The sequence below is a fragment of the Anabaena sp. 90 genome, from assembly GCF_000312705.1.
Lineage (GTDB): Bacteria > Cyanobacteriota > Cyanobacteriia > Cyanobacteriales > Nostocaceae > Dolichospermum > Dolichospermum lemmermannii.
Map to the genome: position 1 here is coordinate 2,777,077 of NC_019427.1, position 14,124 is coordinate 2,791,200.

Sequence of the window (14,124 nt, forward strand, 5' to 3'; positions counted from 1 at the left end):
AAAATTGTCGTTATAGCAAGAGGCAATACTTCGACTTCGCTCAGTAACCAGAGGCAAGAGTAAAGAAGTTTTCAGCGATTTTACGTTTCTTTACACAGTTTGGTTTTTTCCGTTCACCTACTTACCGAAATTTAGTTTTATCAAGTACCAAACCTCGACGGGAAAAATTTTCGTCATTATTGACTGGAATCTGCCAAATTTTAATTAAATTATCTTCACCACCACTAACTAAAAACTTCCCGTCAGCACTAAAAGCAAGGGAGATAACAGCATTACTATGTCCCGTCAATGTTAGCATTTCCTCTCCTGTAGCCACGTTCCAGAGTTTAATGGTGTGATAGATTTGTTCTTCAGAAATATTTCGTCCAGCACTTGCTAAAATTTTACCATCAGGACTAAAAGCAATAGTATTAACACTATTATCTTCTACCATGAGAGTCCGAATTTCTTTTAGGGTTTGTAGATTCCATAATTTAATTGTGCGGTTGCGGCTGGAACTTGCTAAAATTTTACCATTAGGACTAAAAGCCACAGCTATGACTGTTTGTGAACTGGTACTTAAAGTCTGAATCGGTTCTTCTTGATTAATATTCCATAGTTTAATAGTTTTATCAAAACTACCACTTGCTAAGGTGACACCATCAGGACTAATATCTACAGAACGTACCCAATATTTATGACCAATTAAAGTACGAATTAGCTTACCTGTTGTTAAATTCCAAATTTTGATAGTTTTATCATCACTAGCACTAACTAAAGTTTTACCATCACCACTAATAGCTAAACTATGAATTGCATCAGTATGACTTTTTAAGGTGTGAATTAATTGATTTGTTTCTAAATTCCAAATTTTAATAGTTTTATCATCACTACCACTAACTAAAGTTTTCCCATTAGCAGTTATAGCTAGTGCATTAACATTTTGGGAATGTCCCTGGAGACTGGTAATTTCTTTACCTGTTATGACATCCCATAATTTAATATTATGACATTGACTATTACTACTTTTCTCGCAATCACCACTACTGATAATCAGTTTACCATTTGGACTCATAACCACTGACAAAACTTTGCTTTTATGTCCAGAAAAAGTATTGACTAAAGATAATTTTTTTGCTGATATTTCAGATATTGGTGGACTATTGTGAGGTTGACTCCAACTAAAAGAAAAATTAGTTTTTAACTTGCGAAATTCTCGATAACCAGATTCTGCTAATCCAAAAAAAACAATTATCCCCAAGATGAAAATTAAATTTCTAACCCAAATATATTTTGATGAATGTGGGTGAGAATTTTTTCTAGGTGATTCTATAATTGTAAGATTCGCTGCTGGTAGAATATGAGTATGCTTTTTCATCAAATCTCTAATTACTTCATCAGCAGATTGATAACGATCCTGTATTTCTTTTTGTAGTAGCTTATCTATAATTTCTGCTAATTCTAAACTCAAAGGAAAACGTAAATAATGCCGCCAATTTCCTACCCAAGCATAACCATATTCCATCCATAATTGAAAAGGAGAAATTCCTGTTAATAGATGAAAACAAGTCGCACCCAAACCAAATAAATCACTTGCAGGATAGGCTTTTCCATCTCTAATTTGTTCAATGGGAGAATAACCATGGGAACCGATAGAAGTACCATTTTTTCGCTGTACTTGTGCAGTTAACTGTTTAGAAGAACCAAAATCAATAAGTGTTAATCTCCCATCAGATTTTCGACGAATAATATTTTCTGGTTTAATATCACGATGAATTACCCCATGTTGATGCACAAATTTGATAATTGGTAATAAATCTAATAAAATAGATTGAATATCCCAATCTTTATAAATTCTTCGAGACTTTAATTCATTAAATAAATTTTGACCATCAATAAATTGTTGTACTAAATATAAACAATTATCTTGTTCAAAATAAGCTATTAATGTGGGAATTTGGGGATGTTCTCCTAATTCTTGAAGTCGTCTTGCTTCTTCTGAGAATAGCTGAATTGCTTTTTTTTGTGACCAAGTACCTTGAAATTTTGGTGCTAGTTGTTTAACTACACATAATTCATTTAATTTATCAATATCTTCTGATATATAAGTTCTGCCAAATCCGCCTTCATCAGAAAGAACACGGAGTACACGAAACCGATTTCTCAAAAGTGGCACTAACGGAGTGTGACAAGTTTGACAAATTTGATGATGATCTGGATTTTGAGGATTTGAACAATCGGGATTTAGACAGCAGATCATAATCTATATGGTGCATCTGCATGATAAAATATATAGATAAACCTAGATTTTACTAAGGCAATTAGTAATTATATTTAACCTGGAACTTCACAAGTAGGGAAGATGTATTATTGCCAATTATTTTGATGATATCTCATTTTAAATAGAAAATAACGGCATTTTGCCATTATTATGGTGATGTATATTTTAGTGGAAAATGGCAGTTATATTTTAGGTAAAAATAATTATTTCTTTACCTATATTCTCCCATACAAATCATTTGTTAAACTGTATTTTTGTTTACAGATATGTCAAATTGTGATGAGAATTTACAAGATTTTATCTAGCTTCTCAATAAAAATGTCCAAAAAATAAACTTGCCCAAAATCTATTGCTTTGTCACAACGTTTCACAAAGTATATTTTATTTGATTTCTGTTGCGGATATTGCGTTTAGAGGATATAAAAGATATGATGTAGATATCAAAAATATATTCATTATGAAGACTATCACTGAGCAAAACCTGCCTTTAGAGTCAGTTATGGCTCAAGAACCGGAAAAATCATCTATCAAGCATCTTGAAAGTATACTCCAGCTTGAAGGCTCTCAAGCAAAATTAGTAGGAGTAGACGGTCAAGAAATTCCCATTCCCGAATCGGTTTATCAGATTTTACATCAAGCTGTTCATGCACTAGCATTAGGCAAGGTAATATCTGTAGTCATTCAGGATAGAGAACTAACAACACAAAAAGCCGCAGACATTCTCAAAGTTTCCCGTCCTTACCTGATTAAGTTATTAGACCAGGGTGAAATTCCTTGTATTAGAGTGGGAACACATCGCCGTGTCCGGTTTGATGATTTAATGAAATATAAAGAACAACGTGATATAAACCGGAAAAAATGCCTACAGGAACTTATTGAAGTAACTGAAGAAGCGGGACTGTATGATTATGAGGAATGAGTAAATTTTCTTGGTGAACTATTTGAAGAATACCCTCAAACAATGGTTCAAATTTTACTCACACAATCTCAAAAATATAAAAGAACTCCTTTAACTTTGATTCAATTACTAGATAAATTAAATAACCAAATACCAGGATTTGTTGAAAAAATCCATACTTCCATAACCTAAAGTTGACCACAAAATGTTAAATCTAGTAACGTTAAATAGTGGAAAACCAACGTGAAAGCACAAGTATTTAGAGGCGTAAATCAATTATCCTACGAAGAAGTCCCAGTTCCTACCCTAGACGCAGATGAAGTGCTGGTGCAGGTGCGGGTTGTGGGTTTGTGTCAGTCAGATATTAAAAAGATTCGTTATCCTTTGTATGAACCGCCACGCATATTTGGACATGAAACCGCTGGAACTATTGCGGCTGTTGGTTCACAGGTAAAAGGGTGGCAAGTAGGACAACGGGTAGCGGTGATGCACCATATACCATGTATGCGTTGCGCTTACTGTTTAAATGATAATTTCTCGATGTGCGATGTTTATAAAAATATCTCTACTACCGCAGGTTTTAACGCCAGTGGTGGCGGTTTTGCGGAGTATGTGAAAGTTCCAGGTCACATTGTCGAAAATGGTGGCTTAATTCCCATCCCTGATGATATCAGTTTTGAAGAGGCGAGTTTTGTTGAACCAACTAATTGCTGTTTAAAAGCGGTGAAAAAAGCCCAAATTGCACCGGGACAAACTGTATTAGTAACTGGTGCAGGTCCAATCGGGTTAATGTTTATGATGTTGGTGAAGTATTTTGGAGCGAAAGCGATCGCTACTGACCTCTTGCCATCTAGAATTGAAAAAGCTCTAGAAGTAGGCGCAGAAGCGGCTTTTGATGCCCGTGACGCTGATTTATCTACCAAAATTCAGGCTTTAACTGGGGGAATGGGTGTTGATGTCACCTTGTTAGCTGTTCCCAGTGATAAAGCGTTTTTCCAAGCTTTAGACTGTACTCGCAAAGGTGGAAAAATTCTCTTCTTTGCGGAGTTCCCAGACGAGTTGACAATCCCCATTAACCCCAATACTCTCTACCGTCGGGAAATAGATTTAATGGGCAGTTATAGCTCATCCTACCGCCTGCAAAGCCTATCTGCGGACATCGTATTTAATCGCCGCATTGATGTGAAAGCCTTAATTAGCGATCGCTATCCCCTCCAAGATTTACCACAAGCAGTAGACCAAGCGATCGCCCCCACGGCGGAAACTTATAAGATTTTGATTTATCCCTAGTGGAGGAGTAGGGGAGTAGGGGAGTAGGGGGAGTAGGGGGAGTAGGGGGAGTAGGGGGGGTAGGGGAGTAGGGGGAGTAGGGGAGTAGGGGGAGTAGGGGAGTAGGGGGAGTAGGGGGAGTAGGGGGAGTAGGGGAGTAGGGGGAGTAGGGGGAGTAGGGGGAGTAGGAGGGGTAGGGGAGAGAAATATTCTTTTGCAACTGACAACTGACAACTGACAACTGACCAATTTCATGAAGTTTTATAACAAAAATATCATTTTGTAGTTTACGCTACAGATTTTTATGTTCTCATCGAAAATGCAAGCAGGATAGAGGAGATATAATCATATCAATCCTATTCATTTAAGATTCTGTAGCGTAAACTACAGATTTTTGTGTTATCATCAGATCGCAGGGAATAGTAAATTATTCCTTAGTAAATAAATACAGGGAGGTAGTGTCATGTCTATTCAAGAAAAAGCCCGTCAATCAATGGTACGTCAACATCAGCAAGCTAAGAATCGTCAACAATCCATGTTGATGCGGGCTGCACAGGAACTTAATTTGCATGAAGGAATATCTCACTACTGGAATCCCATTCAAGGTAAAATGGATGCAGCTACTCAGACGCTTTATGGACGTAGCCAAGCGACTATGAGTTAAGTGAAAAAGAAAGCCACCCTCTGGGGTGGCTAAAAAATTCACTAGTTGTACGTTAGTAATTGTTGTAATTAGCAATCGTAATACAAGAAGAATTCATAAGGATGTGGACGCAATTGCATTTGCTTAACTTCGTTAGCAACCTTGTAGTCAATCCAATTTTGGATAAAGTCTTCAGAGAAAACGCCAGTTTCAGTTAAGAAAGCGTGGTCATTTTCCAAAGCTTCCAAAGCCAATTCTAAAGAACCAGGAGTAGAAGGAATCTTAGATAATTCTTCTGGTGAAAGTTCATAGATATTTTTATCTAAGGGTTCACCAGGATGAATTTTGTTTTTGATACCATCAATCCCAGCACAAAGCATAGCCGCAAAAGCCAAGTAAGGGTTAGAAGTAGCGTCTGGACAACGGAATTCTAAACGCTTGGCTTTGGGGTTGTCTCCAGAAAGAGGAATCCGCACAGAAGCAGAACGATTACCTTGGGAATAAGCCAAGTTTACAGGTGCTTCATAACCAGGTACAAGGCGTTTGTAAGAATTGGTAGTGGGGTTGGTGATTGCCAACAGTGCTGGAGCGTGTTTGAGAATACCACCAATGTAGTAAAGTCCCATTTCGCTCATACCAGCGTACTTGTCACCTGCAAATAGGGGCTGACCATTTTTCCAGATAGATTGGTGACAGTGCATACCAGAACCGTTATCGCCAAAAATGGGTTTTGGCATGAAGGTGACGGTTTTGCCATACTTTCTAGCCACGTTTTTGATCACATACTTGTAAGTCATCAACCAATCAGCGGCTTCAATCAACTTACCAAATTTGAAACCAAGTTCGCACTGACCACCAGTCGCAACTTCATGGTGTTGCTTTTCAATGGGTACGCCACAATCTTTCATGGTTAGCAGCATTTCTGTCCGCATATCTTGAAAGCTGTCAGTGGGAGGAACTGGGAAATAACCTTCTTTGACGCGGGTTTTGTAACCCAGGTTAGGTCCTTCTTCTCTACCAGTGTTCCAACGACCTTCTACAGAATCAACGTAGTAGTAACCGGAGTTGGTGGTTTGGTCGTAACGGACATCATCAAAAATGAAAAATTCAGCTTCAGGACCAAAGAAAGCTGTATCACCAAGTCCAGTAGAAGCTAGATAATCTATCGCTTTTTGGGCAATAACGCGAGGACAACGGTTGTACCATTGGCCAGTACGTGGTTCTTTAATACTACAAATGATACTGAGAGTTGGCTCTTTCATGAATGGGTCAATCCAAGCGGTGTTAGGATCAAGCACCATGGTCATGTCAGATTCTTCGATACCTTTCCAACCCCGAATACTAGAACCGTCGAAAGGTACACCGTCAGAGAATGAACTTTCATCAATCTGGTCTTGGTACATGGTCAAATGTTGCCAAGTTCCCAGTGTATCAATGAATTTCAGATCAATCATCTGAATTTTTTCGTCTTGAATCTTCTTCAAGATTTCTTTTGGGGTTGTCATTTTTACTTTACTCCTGATGTAGCCAATTACCTAATATAAACCCAGAGTCTGCCCAAGCGTCCTCACCTTGTTACGCTAACCCAAGTTGTCATACACCACCTGGAATATCGTAAATAGTTAACTTGACATGATTTTGTCATGTTTGTTACAGATTGTCTGGATTACAGGTTATGTTAACCTTTCTTTCTTAATCTGTACAAAACTAGAAAATTCATGATCAGGGGTCAACTTTGGCATAAAATCCTTAGATAGCAGATGGATAGTTTTTGTGCCAGTGTCTATTTTATGTGAATTGGCACGGAATCTTGTTGGTGCTTCATGGCAACCAAATTAATATCAAATCATAGATAACTCATGATTGGGAGAAAAAAGAATGCGTGATGCCGTTACAACTTTAATTAAGAATTATGACGTAACCGGGCGTTATTTTGACCGGAATGCCATTGATACCCTCAAATCCTACTTTGATAGTGGAACAGCTAGAGTTCAAGCTGCAGCAGCGATTAATTCCAATGCTGCCGCAATTGTGAAACAAGCTGGGGCAAAGTTATTTGAAGAACTACCAGAATTAATTCGTCCTGGTGGCAATGCTTATACAACCCGTCGTTTTGCCGCTTGTTTGCGGGATATGGACTATTATCTCCGCTACGCTACCTATGCGCTAGTTGCTGGTAATATGAATGTTCTTGATGAGCGTGTATTACAAGGACTCAGGGAAACTTACAATTCCTTGGGTGTACCCATTGGTTCAACTGTTCAAGGTATTCAGATAATGAAGGGTATCGTCAAGGAACAGGTAGCGGCTGCTGGTATTGCTAATACTGCTTTTGTGGATGAGCCTTTTGATCATATCACTCGTGAATTGAGTGAGATTGATGTTTAGGATTTCAAAAATAGACATCTGAGGACAAGGTAGAGGCGTTCTATAGAACGTCTTTACTCATAATTGCGCCCGAAAACATGGAGATGTCTATTAATATTCTGGAACTATTAGTTCTAAGGTGGGAAAATAAGTGCGGTAACGATTCACATCTCTGGTTAAAAGTATCATATCCATAATTACCGCATGAGCGCCTATGTAGAAATCAGGTAAAGGAGATTTTTTAGTTCCACCTTGTTGACGATATTTTACAAGATTACTCGGTAAGCGTAAAGCTCAGTCACAAAGCGTGCTGAGATATAAGCGACACGGGCGAAAATATTTAGCCTAACTCGTTGACTAGTAACAGTAGGTGTGATATACTTTTAAAAGTTCCATAATTTAAGTATAACTAAACAACGTAAAAACTTAACTAATTTGGTTGAGTGCGTAGTCATACCTAACAGTATTGCAGTTTAGGAAAGCTAAATTTGGTGAAAAATGAAATACAAAAATCGAGTACGGTAGGGATACGGTCATTAACGCTTTAGGAGAATCGACCTCTGTTTTTGTTGGAGTAATCCAGCAATTGTAAGTTGGCTCATTGATTAAAGAATCTCAGTGTCTTTAGACCTGAGAGTGTCAAAAAGCATTTTCCCGCTAAAAATGCTGATTCCCAAGGTAGGTCTAAACGGTGAAAAAACTTGATAGGTAATATGGCTTCTAGTTCTTCTATCTTTTGAAAACCAATTGAGACTTCAGCATAGATAATGGGATTAATGTTAAGTTTTGTCTTTTCAGCATATTCAGTTAACTTATTAGCTGACCAATCAAACCAATTTGGATCTTCTGTAACAATATCCAAGATTATATTGCTATCAACGAGTATTTCTTTCATTAGTCTTGTCTCGTTAATGCCATTATTTCATCGGTGGTCATTTTGACTGTAGCTTTACCTCGCATCATTTCTATGAGAGTTTTACCTGGGTTGGGTTTCGCTTTGGTTTTTTTTACGTAAACTGCATCTCCGATGATTTCAAATTCTACTTCTGTGTTGGGTGTAAGTCCTAATTGTTCACGTATTTCTACGGGAATAGTGACTTGTCCTTTGGATGTAATTCTCATGGTTTTGATCTCAAGTAAGAAAATTATTACTTTTAGTATTACATAATGGTTTTAAAATTGAATATCCACCCAGTTTTTTGCCTCAGCAAAGCGACTTAAATGTTTGACATTTGTAGTTGCTATCACAATATAGCGACCAGGAAACTCTTCTTTAAGTTTTTGCCAATGACTACAGATAATAATATCAATATCCAAACTTTTATTATCTGCTGTTGGTATTCCTTGACTACGAGCAGAAGCCCAAAGTGTAGATGCTTCTTTTAATAATTCCCAGTCTATAGGTAAAAACGAGATTATTTCTTGGAGTTCATCTAAATTCTGAATACTAGATGATTTAGGTTTATTTTGAGAGATTAAGATTAAACTTCTTCTAATTTCGTAATCACATAATTGAGAAGAACAAATATACACTCCACGAGCAAGCAAAGCATAAAGCCATTCTTCACAATCTTTAGCTGCATCCATTTTATAGGGATTTGTGAGCAGTCCTAGCACACCTGAATCAATAAATACTATCATAATTCTGAATATAATTTTTGTCCTATTGGTCTTTGTGAATCAACTGTTTTTTTTAATTCTTCAAAAAACTCTTGTTGCTGTAATGATTCTTCATCGGACATATTTTTATGTTCTGCAATACGTTGTGCTAAAATTGCCATTGCTTTTTGATTTTTTTGGAGTTGTTCTTGTTGATTCCATGTTGATTTATGGGTGCTAATTGGGGTATTTTGATCTAGTTTTGATTGCAAAATTATTTTCAGATTTTGAGCATCTGATGATTCTAAGTTGATAGGATGAGGATATCCTTCTAAAATTAGTTGATAATCACTATCAATATTATTGTTATTGGGAATTAGAGCAATAAATCGGGTGATGTTGAGGATTTTACCGCTGGGAAGTTCTATGGAGGTGTTCATGGTATTCTCCTTGGTTTTACTAATCAATATTTCTTCTATTCTATCATATAGCAATCCTAAATTAGTTATGAACAACAATATATAGCAACTGCTCTAAGAAGTCGGGGATTTTATCTCTTGCAATAGAATCAGGATGTACACCAATTGTAGTTATACTCAAAGATACTTTTTTAAAACTTCAACTGTAACCAGTCCGGTTTTTTCCCAACTAAATTGATTTGCTCTTTTTAGACCTTTTTCTGAAAGTTGTTTTCTGGTTTCTGAATCATTAATTATGATTTTCATTGCTGCTGTAATTTCTTCTATATTATAGGGATTAATTAAAATAGCAGCATCTCCTGCAACTTCTGGAAGGGAGGAAACATTAGAGGTAATAACGGGAGTACCACAAGCCATTGCTTCTAACACTGGTAAACCAAATCCTTCCCACAAACTAGGAAAAACTAGCGCAATTGCTTGATTTATAATTATTGGTAATTCGTCATAGGAGACATAGTTAAGGAATTTAACAAGATGACTTATTCCTAATTCTTGAGTTTGTATTTCTAATAATGGGGAGTAACGTTGATCATAGGGTCCCGCTAACCATAGTTCATAATCATTTCTGTGAGGTAGTGCGGAAAAAGCGGTAATTAGTCTTTGCAGGTTTTTGTAAGGGTCTTGACGACCAACATATAGGAAGTAATTGCGGGTGGGGAGGTTGAGGAATTGGAAATGCGAGTTATCTCCCGCCAAGAGAATTGGTGTTATTTTATGACTAGGAATCTGGTAAAATTGGATAATATCATTGGCTGTTGATTCTGATATACAAATAATATGCTCTGCTTGTTTAAAAACTTCAGGAGTATAGTATTTATGGTATGTGGTTAATGGTGAGAAGCGGTTAGGAAACCGCAAGGGTATCATATCAAAGGCTGTGACAATAAAACGACAGTTGGTATATAGGGGTGCTTCGGGAATAGGGGAAAATAAAAGTTGCGATTTGAGGTTTTGATAGATTTTTGGAAGTTGGAATTGTGTCCAAACTAAGCGGTTTAAATGTCCTTTTAAACCTTGTTCTGATGTGAGGTTAGGAGGAGTTGGATAACATTTATAGTCAGGGAAAGATTGGGAAGTTAAAAGTATCGGATCAAGTTTCTGTAAATGAGGTAGAAGATTAAGAGTGTAAGTAGTTGTACCTGTGGGTTTGGTTAGGAGAAATGAAAGATTGATTAATAAAGACATAATTATTTATACATAAAACTTAATTTGATAATTTCCCAACTATAAGGATTAGATGTTTTGAGATATTCAGATAAAAACTTAAACATTAAATATATTTTTAAAATCAAAATCTCCCACATTGGACGATGTTTATGATAGTAGTAAATCTGGCTACGTCTATATTCTACAGCCATTCTATTAGATATTTTATTAACAGAATATCCTCTGATATGAATTAGGGATACATGGGGAGTATATAGAATTTTATAACCTTCATTTCTGACTCTTTGACACAAATCAGACTCTTCAAAATACATAAAGAATTTTTCGTCAAAACCACCTAATAAATTAAATAAATCTGCTCTAATAAAAAATGCTGCTCCGACAACAATATCTACTTCTTGAATATCTTGAAAATCCTGTTCTATAATATCCAATTTATTTTTATTTTCAGCATTCTTATGTAATTTTCTTGCTGTAAATTCTCCTTTAATACTAATTTCCGGTGAGAAAGAAATTTGAAAACTTTTATCTGGAAAAAGTAATTTAGGTCCAATAATTCCTACATCTGGATTTTCAGACATTAATTCTAAAAGATGGGGAAGAATGTTATTAGTAAGAATTGTATCAGTATTTAATAAAAATAAAAACTCACCTTTAGCTACTTTTGCACCAGCATTATTTCCTGATCCAAAACCAACGTTTTTTGGTAGTTTAATTAATTTAATATGAGGGAATTGATTTTCAATAATATCTACACTATCATCTTGAGAGTTATTATCAACTGCAATGATTTCACAGTTATTTCTAGGAATAAATTTTTCTAGAGAGTTTAAACAATCTATTAAAACATCTACACCATTATAGTTAACTAAGATAATTGATACTGAATTAGTTAATTGTCTATTCATGCTTATTATTATTTTTGGAAAACAGGTATCTAATTTTTTGTGAATCTAATAAAACTTTCAAAACCCAAATTCTCAAAGCTATACCTTCTGAGTTATAGCCTGACAATAAACTTTTATAGCATAGTTTGAGTATTTTAAAACCAAAATCTAAATTTTTATCATCAAAAGGATTAGACCAATTTACATTATCTAATTCTTGTTGAAATCGTTCATAGAATAATTTACTAAAGTCTCTATGAACTAAATAACTATTACCAGTAATTTTAAATTTTTTACTTATCCAAGCTAATAACTCACGGTAAAATTTACCTGCATCTTGTGTTACTCCCACATTATTTAAACCATGAATTCTATACATAACTAAAGGTTGATGAATATGTGCAATTTTACCTTTTTGGGCTGCAATTAGAGCTATCCACCAATCATGATACCAGTGAATTCGTTTTTGAGGAGGAAATGGCAGAACATCTTTTATTAGAGAAGTGCAAAATAATACGGAACAGCCAGTTACTACATTACGCAGTAATAATAAATCAGTAGATAATTTCTCAGGTTTACGTGCTTCAAATTTCCACGTAGAATAATTAATGATTTGATCATTACTATCTATCATTTCTAAGTCTGAATGTACTAATACTGCTTTTTCAGAACGTAGTTTTTCCAGTGATACAGATAATTTTTTAGGATACCAAATATCATCTTGATCTGCTAAAGCTATGGCAGTGATTTCTGAATCTTGAATAGCATATTTTAAACCTCTTTCAAAGTTATGATAATGATTGAGATTATTATTATGGAAGTGGCAAATAAACCTTAGATCTTCAGCAATAACTTTTTGAATAGCTATTTGATATTCCATTTGAGAACAGTCATCAATTATGTGACAAACCCAATTTTTATAAGTTTGATTTTTAATTGATTCAATCTGTTTTTGGAAATATTCCAGGTTAGGGTTGTAGGTGGCTAAAACAATAGCAATTTTTTGTGTAACCAACATATTTATTACTCAATACTCATATTTACTTAAATAAATGAAATTTAATGGCTAATCTTCTTATAAATTCCCAAATTCCAAAGAAGTTTTGCTTAAAATAATCAAAATGTTTTGATTTTTGAGAAAGAGGTACTCTTAAGTGTTTTTTAAGCCGCATATTATTAATAATAATGTTATTAATTTCTATATCTAATTGAATTTGTTGTATTTTTAACTGTGTTTCTTCTAGTTGTTTTTGTATAACACTTACTAAACTTGTATCAGTTAAATTTTTATTATTTATTTCAGTAATATTAGATGTAATTATTTTTTCGTAATCATCAATCATTTGCTGTAAATTTGAATGTGATTCTTGTGAAAGATTTTTTGCTACTTCTAAGATAAGATTTCTATTCTCTGACAAATATTTTATTTTTTGGATCAAGGCATTTTTTTCAGCTAAAAATAAAAAGCCATTTAATTCATCAATTATGCGGTTTTCAAAACTACCTAGCTTTGTTGCTAATGGTGGAACACCTAATAGCATTAATTCACTTAAAGTATAGCTAAAAGTTTCTGGCAAAACTGACAATAAAAGACCTATATCTGGTGATATTTTTTTTATATGTCTTGGTAAATCATTTAATGAATAATTATAGGCTGTAATTTCAATACCTTTAGTTCCTGTAAATAATATACCATTGTCTCCACATCCTAATAGTATAATATCAGCATATTTGAGAATTTCCTCATAGCTTTCTTTAAAAAGATTTAAACCTTTTTGGATAGATAGTCTGCCTAATATAAGAATTTTTAACTTTTCTTGAATGATTGTTTTTTGCTGATTCAAATTTTTATTTTGATATGATTTTAAATCTTCTACTTCTATACTATGAGGAATAACCACAAAATTTACATTACCAAATTTAGGTTCTAAAAGGATTAAGTTGGTCTTTACAGATAAAGACGGTACAACTAATGTAATTTTATAATCTAAAATAAGTTTGATAAAAATTTTGCGAATTAGTATCCATTCTGAAGCTGATATACCGGGAAAAAATTTATTATATTGATTTTCTACTAAACAACTCTGTAAATGGCTTAACTTACATTCACGGCATATTTTTTCAAAATAAATATTTATAGCAGGACAGAAAGGATAATAGTCATGACAAATAATAATAGTTTTAATTCCTGTGTTTAAAATATCTAATGAATGCCCGATAAATGAAGATATCATAATTACACTAACATTGAAATCGCTAATGATTTCTTCTAAGGCAAAGTAATAATCCAAGTTATAAATAGAAGTAGCAAAAATAGAACTTGTTAGTGACCACACTCTAATAGGATTTTGATCATCAATGTGCTGATAAAGTGATAATTTTTGACCAGGGATTCCTGATATACCAATAGATTTTAATACTATATTTTTTCTAGAAGTATCTGTACGACAATAATCTTGTACCCATCTTTCTACACCCCCTCCCCAATTGTGCATGATATGAAGAACTGCTCTTTCTGAAGGATGAGTTTCCATTTGTGTTTTTGACATATATCC

Annotated in this window: 14 protein-coding genes; 4 read left to right on the top strand and 10 right to left on the bottom strand. The window is 34.6% G+C overall.

Going from position 1 to position 14,124, the window contains the following annotated elements; translation table 11 throughout:
* Nucleotides 1–121: 121 nt before the first annotated feature.
* Nucleotides 122–2,239 (bottom strand): serine/threonine-protein kinase, encoded by a 2,118-nt coding sequence (locus tag ANA_RS12105; RefSeq protein WP_015080350.1) that lies wholly within the window; start codon nucleotides 2,237–2,239, stop codon nucleotides 122–124.
* A gap of 478 nt (nucleotides 2,240–2,717) precedes the next feature.
* On the opposite strand from ANA_RS12105, the gene ANA_RS12110 reads away from it, so the two are divergent.
* The 3 genes from ANA_RS12110 (at nucleotide 2,718) to ANA_RS12120 (ending at nucleotide 5,091) form a co-directional block, all read left to right on the top strand.
* The gene (locus tag ANA_RS12110; protein WP_015080351.1) at nucleotides 2,718–3,179 is read left to right on the top strand and encodes a helix-turn-helix domain-containing protein; all 462 of its coding nucleotides are present in this window, start codon (nucleotides 2,718–2,720) and stop codon (nucleotides 3,177–3,179) included.
* A 222-nt stretch (nucleotides 3,180–3,401) separates the two neighbouring features.
* Entirely contained in the window at nucleotides 3,402–4,448 is a 1,047-nt protein-coding gene (locus tag ANA_RS12115; protein WP_015080353.1) for a zinc-dependent dehydrogenase, read from the top strand.
* A 442-nt stretch (nucleotides 4,449–4,890) separates the two neighbouring features.
* Nucleotides 4,891–5,091 (top strand): hypothetical protein, encoded by a 201-nt coding sequence (locus tag ANA_RS12120; RefSeq protein WP_015080354.1) that lies wholly within the window; start codon nucleotides 4,891–4,893, stop codon nucleotides 5,089–5,091.
* Between the two features lie 68 nt (nucleotides 5,092–5,159).
* Here the strand turns inward: ANA_RS12120 and glnA are convergent, their stop codons facing one another.
* Nucleotides 5,160–6,575 (bottom strand): type I glutamate--ammonia ligase, encoded by a 1,416-nt coding sequence (gene glnA, locus ANA_RS12125; protein ID WP_015080355.1) that lies wholly within the window; start codon nucleotides 6,573–6,575, stop codon nucleotides 5,160–5,162.
* Nucleotides 6,576–6,948: 373 nt separating this feature from the next.
* Here glnA and apcB point away from each other — a divergent pair, with 373 nt between their 5' ends.
* Nucleotides 6,949–7,458: an allophycocyanin subunit beta gene (gene apcB / locus ANA_RS12130; protein WP_015080356.1), complete on the top strand. Its 510-nt coding sequence runs from the start codon at nucleotides 6,949–6,951 to the stop codon at nucleotides 7,456–7,458.
* A 577-nt stretch (nucleotides 7,459–8,035) separates the two neighbouring features.
* On the opposite strand, the gene ANA_RS12135 is transcribed toward apcB, so the two are convergent.
* The 8 genes from ANA_RS12135 to ANA_RS12170 form a co-directional block, all read right to left on the bottom strand.
* On the bottom strand, nucleotides 8,036–8,332 hold the full coding sequence (locus tag ANA_RS12135; RefSeq protein ID WP_051155181.1) for a type II toxin-antitoxin system VapC family toxin: 297 nt from the start codon (nucleotides 8,330–8,332) through the stop codon (nucleotides 8,036–8,038).
* Nucleotides 8,332–8,559: an AbrB/MazE/SpoVT family DNA-binding domain-containing protein gene (locus ANA_RS12140; protein WP_015080357.1), complete on the bottom strand. Its 228-nt coding sequence runs from the start codon at nucleotides 8,557–8,559 to the stop codon at nucleotides 8,332–8,334. Before ANA_RS12140 ends, ANA_RS12135 begins: the two co-directional genes overlap by 1 nt.
* Before the next feature lie 51 nt (nucleotides 8,560–8,610).
* The gene (locus ANA_RS12145) at nucleotides 8,611–9,078 is read right to left on the bottom strand and encodes a type II toxin-antitoxin system VapC family toxin (RefSeq protein ID WP_015080358.1); all 468 of its coding nucleotides are present in this window, start codon (nucleotides 9,076–9,078) and stop codon (nucleotides 8,611–8,613) included.
* A complete protein-coding gene (locus ANA_RS12150; protein ID WP_015080359.1) occupies nucleotides 9,075–9,476 on the bottom strand; it encodes a hypothetical protein in 402 nt (133 codons plus the stop codon). The genes ANA_RS12145 and ANA_RS12150 overlap by 4 nt, the downstream gene beginning before the upstream one ends.
* 156 nt (nucleotides 9,477–9,632) lie before the next feature.
* Nucleotides 9,633–10,700 carry a glycosyltransferase family 4 protein gene (locus ANA_RS12155; RefSeq protein ID WP_015080360.1) on the bottom strand — a complete coding sequence of 356 codons (1,068 nt, stop codon included), beginning with the start codon at nucleotides 10,698–10,700 and terminating at the stop codon, nucleotides 9,633–9,635.
* A gap of 2 nt (nucleotides 10,701–10,702) precedes the next feature.
* Nucleotides 10,703–11,590, bottom strand: coding sequence for a glycosyltransferase family 2 protein (locus tag ANA_RS12160; protein ID WP_015080361.1), 888 nt, complete (start codon nucleotides 11,588–11,590; stop codon nucleotides 10,703–10,705).
* Nucleotides 11,583–12,587 carry a glycosyltransferase gene (locus ANA_RS12165; protein WP_015080362.1) on the bottom strand — a complete coding sequence of 335 codons (1,005 nt, stop codon included), beginning with the start codon at nucleotides 12,585–12,587 and terminating at the stop codon, nucleotides 11,583–11,585. Before ANA_RS12165 ends, ANA_RS12160 begins: the two co-directional genes overlap by 8 nt.
* A 22-nt stretch (nucleotides 12,588–12,609) precedes the next feature.
* Nucleotides 12,610–14,118 carry a glycosyltransferase gene (locus tag ANA_RS12170; RefSeq protein WP_015080363.1) on the bottom strand — a complete coding sequence of 503 codons (1,509 nt, stop codon included), beginning with the start codon at nucleotides 14,116–14,118 and terminating at the stop codon, nucleotides 12,610–12,612.
* Nucleotides 14,119–14,124 lie beyond the last annotated feature (6 nt).

Bases quoted from the DNA above. Each gene is read 5' to 3' on its own strand.
- ANA_RS12105 (WP_015080350.1), bottom strand. From the start codon at position 2,239: ATGATCTGCTGTCTAAATCCCGATTGTTCAAATCCTCAAAATCCAGAT.
- ANA_RS12110 (WP_015080351.1), top strand. From the start codon at position 2,718: ATGAAGACTATCACTGAGCAAAACCTGCCTTTAGAGTCAGTTATGGCT.
- ANA_RS12120 (WP_015080354.1), top strand. From the start codon at position 4,891: ATGTCTATTCAAGAAAAAGCCCGTCAATCAATGGTACGTCAACATCAG.
- glnA (WP_015080355.1), bottom strand. From the start codon at position 6,575: ATGACAACCCCAAAAGAAATCTTGAAGAAGATTCAAGACGAAAAAATT.
- apcB (WP_015080356.1), top strand. From the start codon at position 6,949: ATGCGTGATGCCGTTACAACTTTAATTAAGAATTATGACGTAACCGGG.
- ANA_RS12135 (WP_051155181.1), bottom strand. From the start codon at position 8,332: ATGAAAGAAATACTCGTTGATAGCAATATAATCTTGGATATTGTTACA.
- ANA_RS12140 (WP_015080357.1), bottom strand. From the start codon at position 8,559: ATGAGAATTACATCCAAAGGACAAGTCACTATTCCCGTAGAAATACGT.
- ANA_RS12145 (WP_015080358.1), bottom strand. From the start codon at position 9,078: ATGATAGTATTTATTGATTCAGGTGTGCTAGGACTGCTCACAAATCCC.
- ANA_RS12150 (WP_015080359.1), bottom strand. From the start codon at position 9,476: ATGAACACCTCCATAGAACTTCCCAGCGGTAAAATCCTCAACATCACC.
- ANA_RS12155 (WP_015080360.1), bottom strand. From the start codon at position 10,700: ATGTCTTTATTAATCAATCTTTCATTTCTCCTAACCAAACCCACAGGT.
- ANA_RS12160 (WP_015080361.1), bottom strand. From the start codon at position 11,590: ATGAATAGACAATTAACTAATTCAGTATCAATTATCTTAGTTAACTAT.
- ANA_RS12165 (WP_015080362.1), bottom strand. From the start codon at position 12,587: ATGTTGGTTACACAAAAAATTGCTATTGTTTTAGCCACCTACAACCCT.
- ANA_RS12170 (WP_015080363.1), bottom strand. From the start codon at position 14,118: ATGTCAAAAACACAAATGGAAACTCATCCTTCAGAAAGAGCAGTTCTT.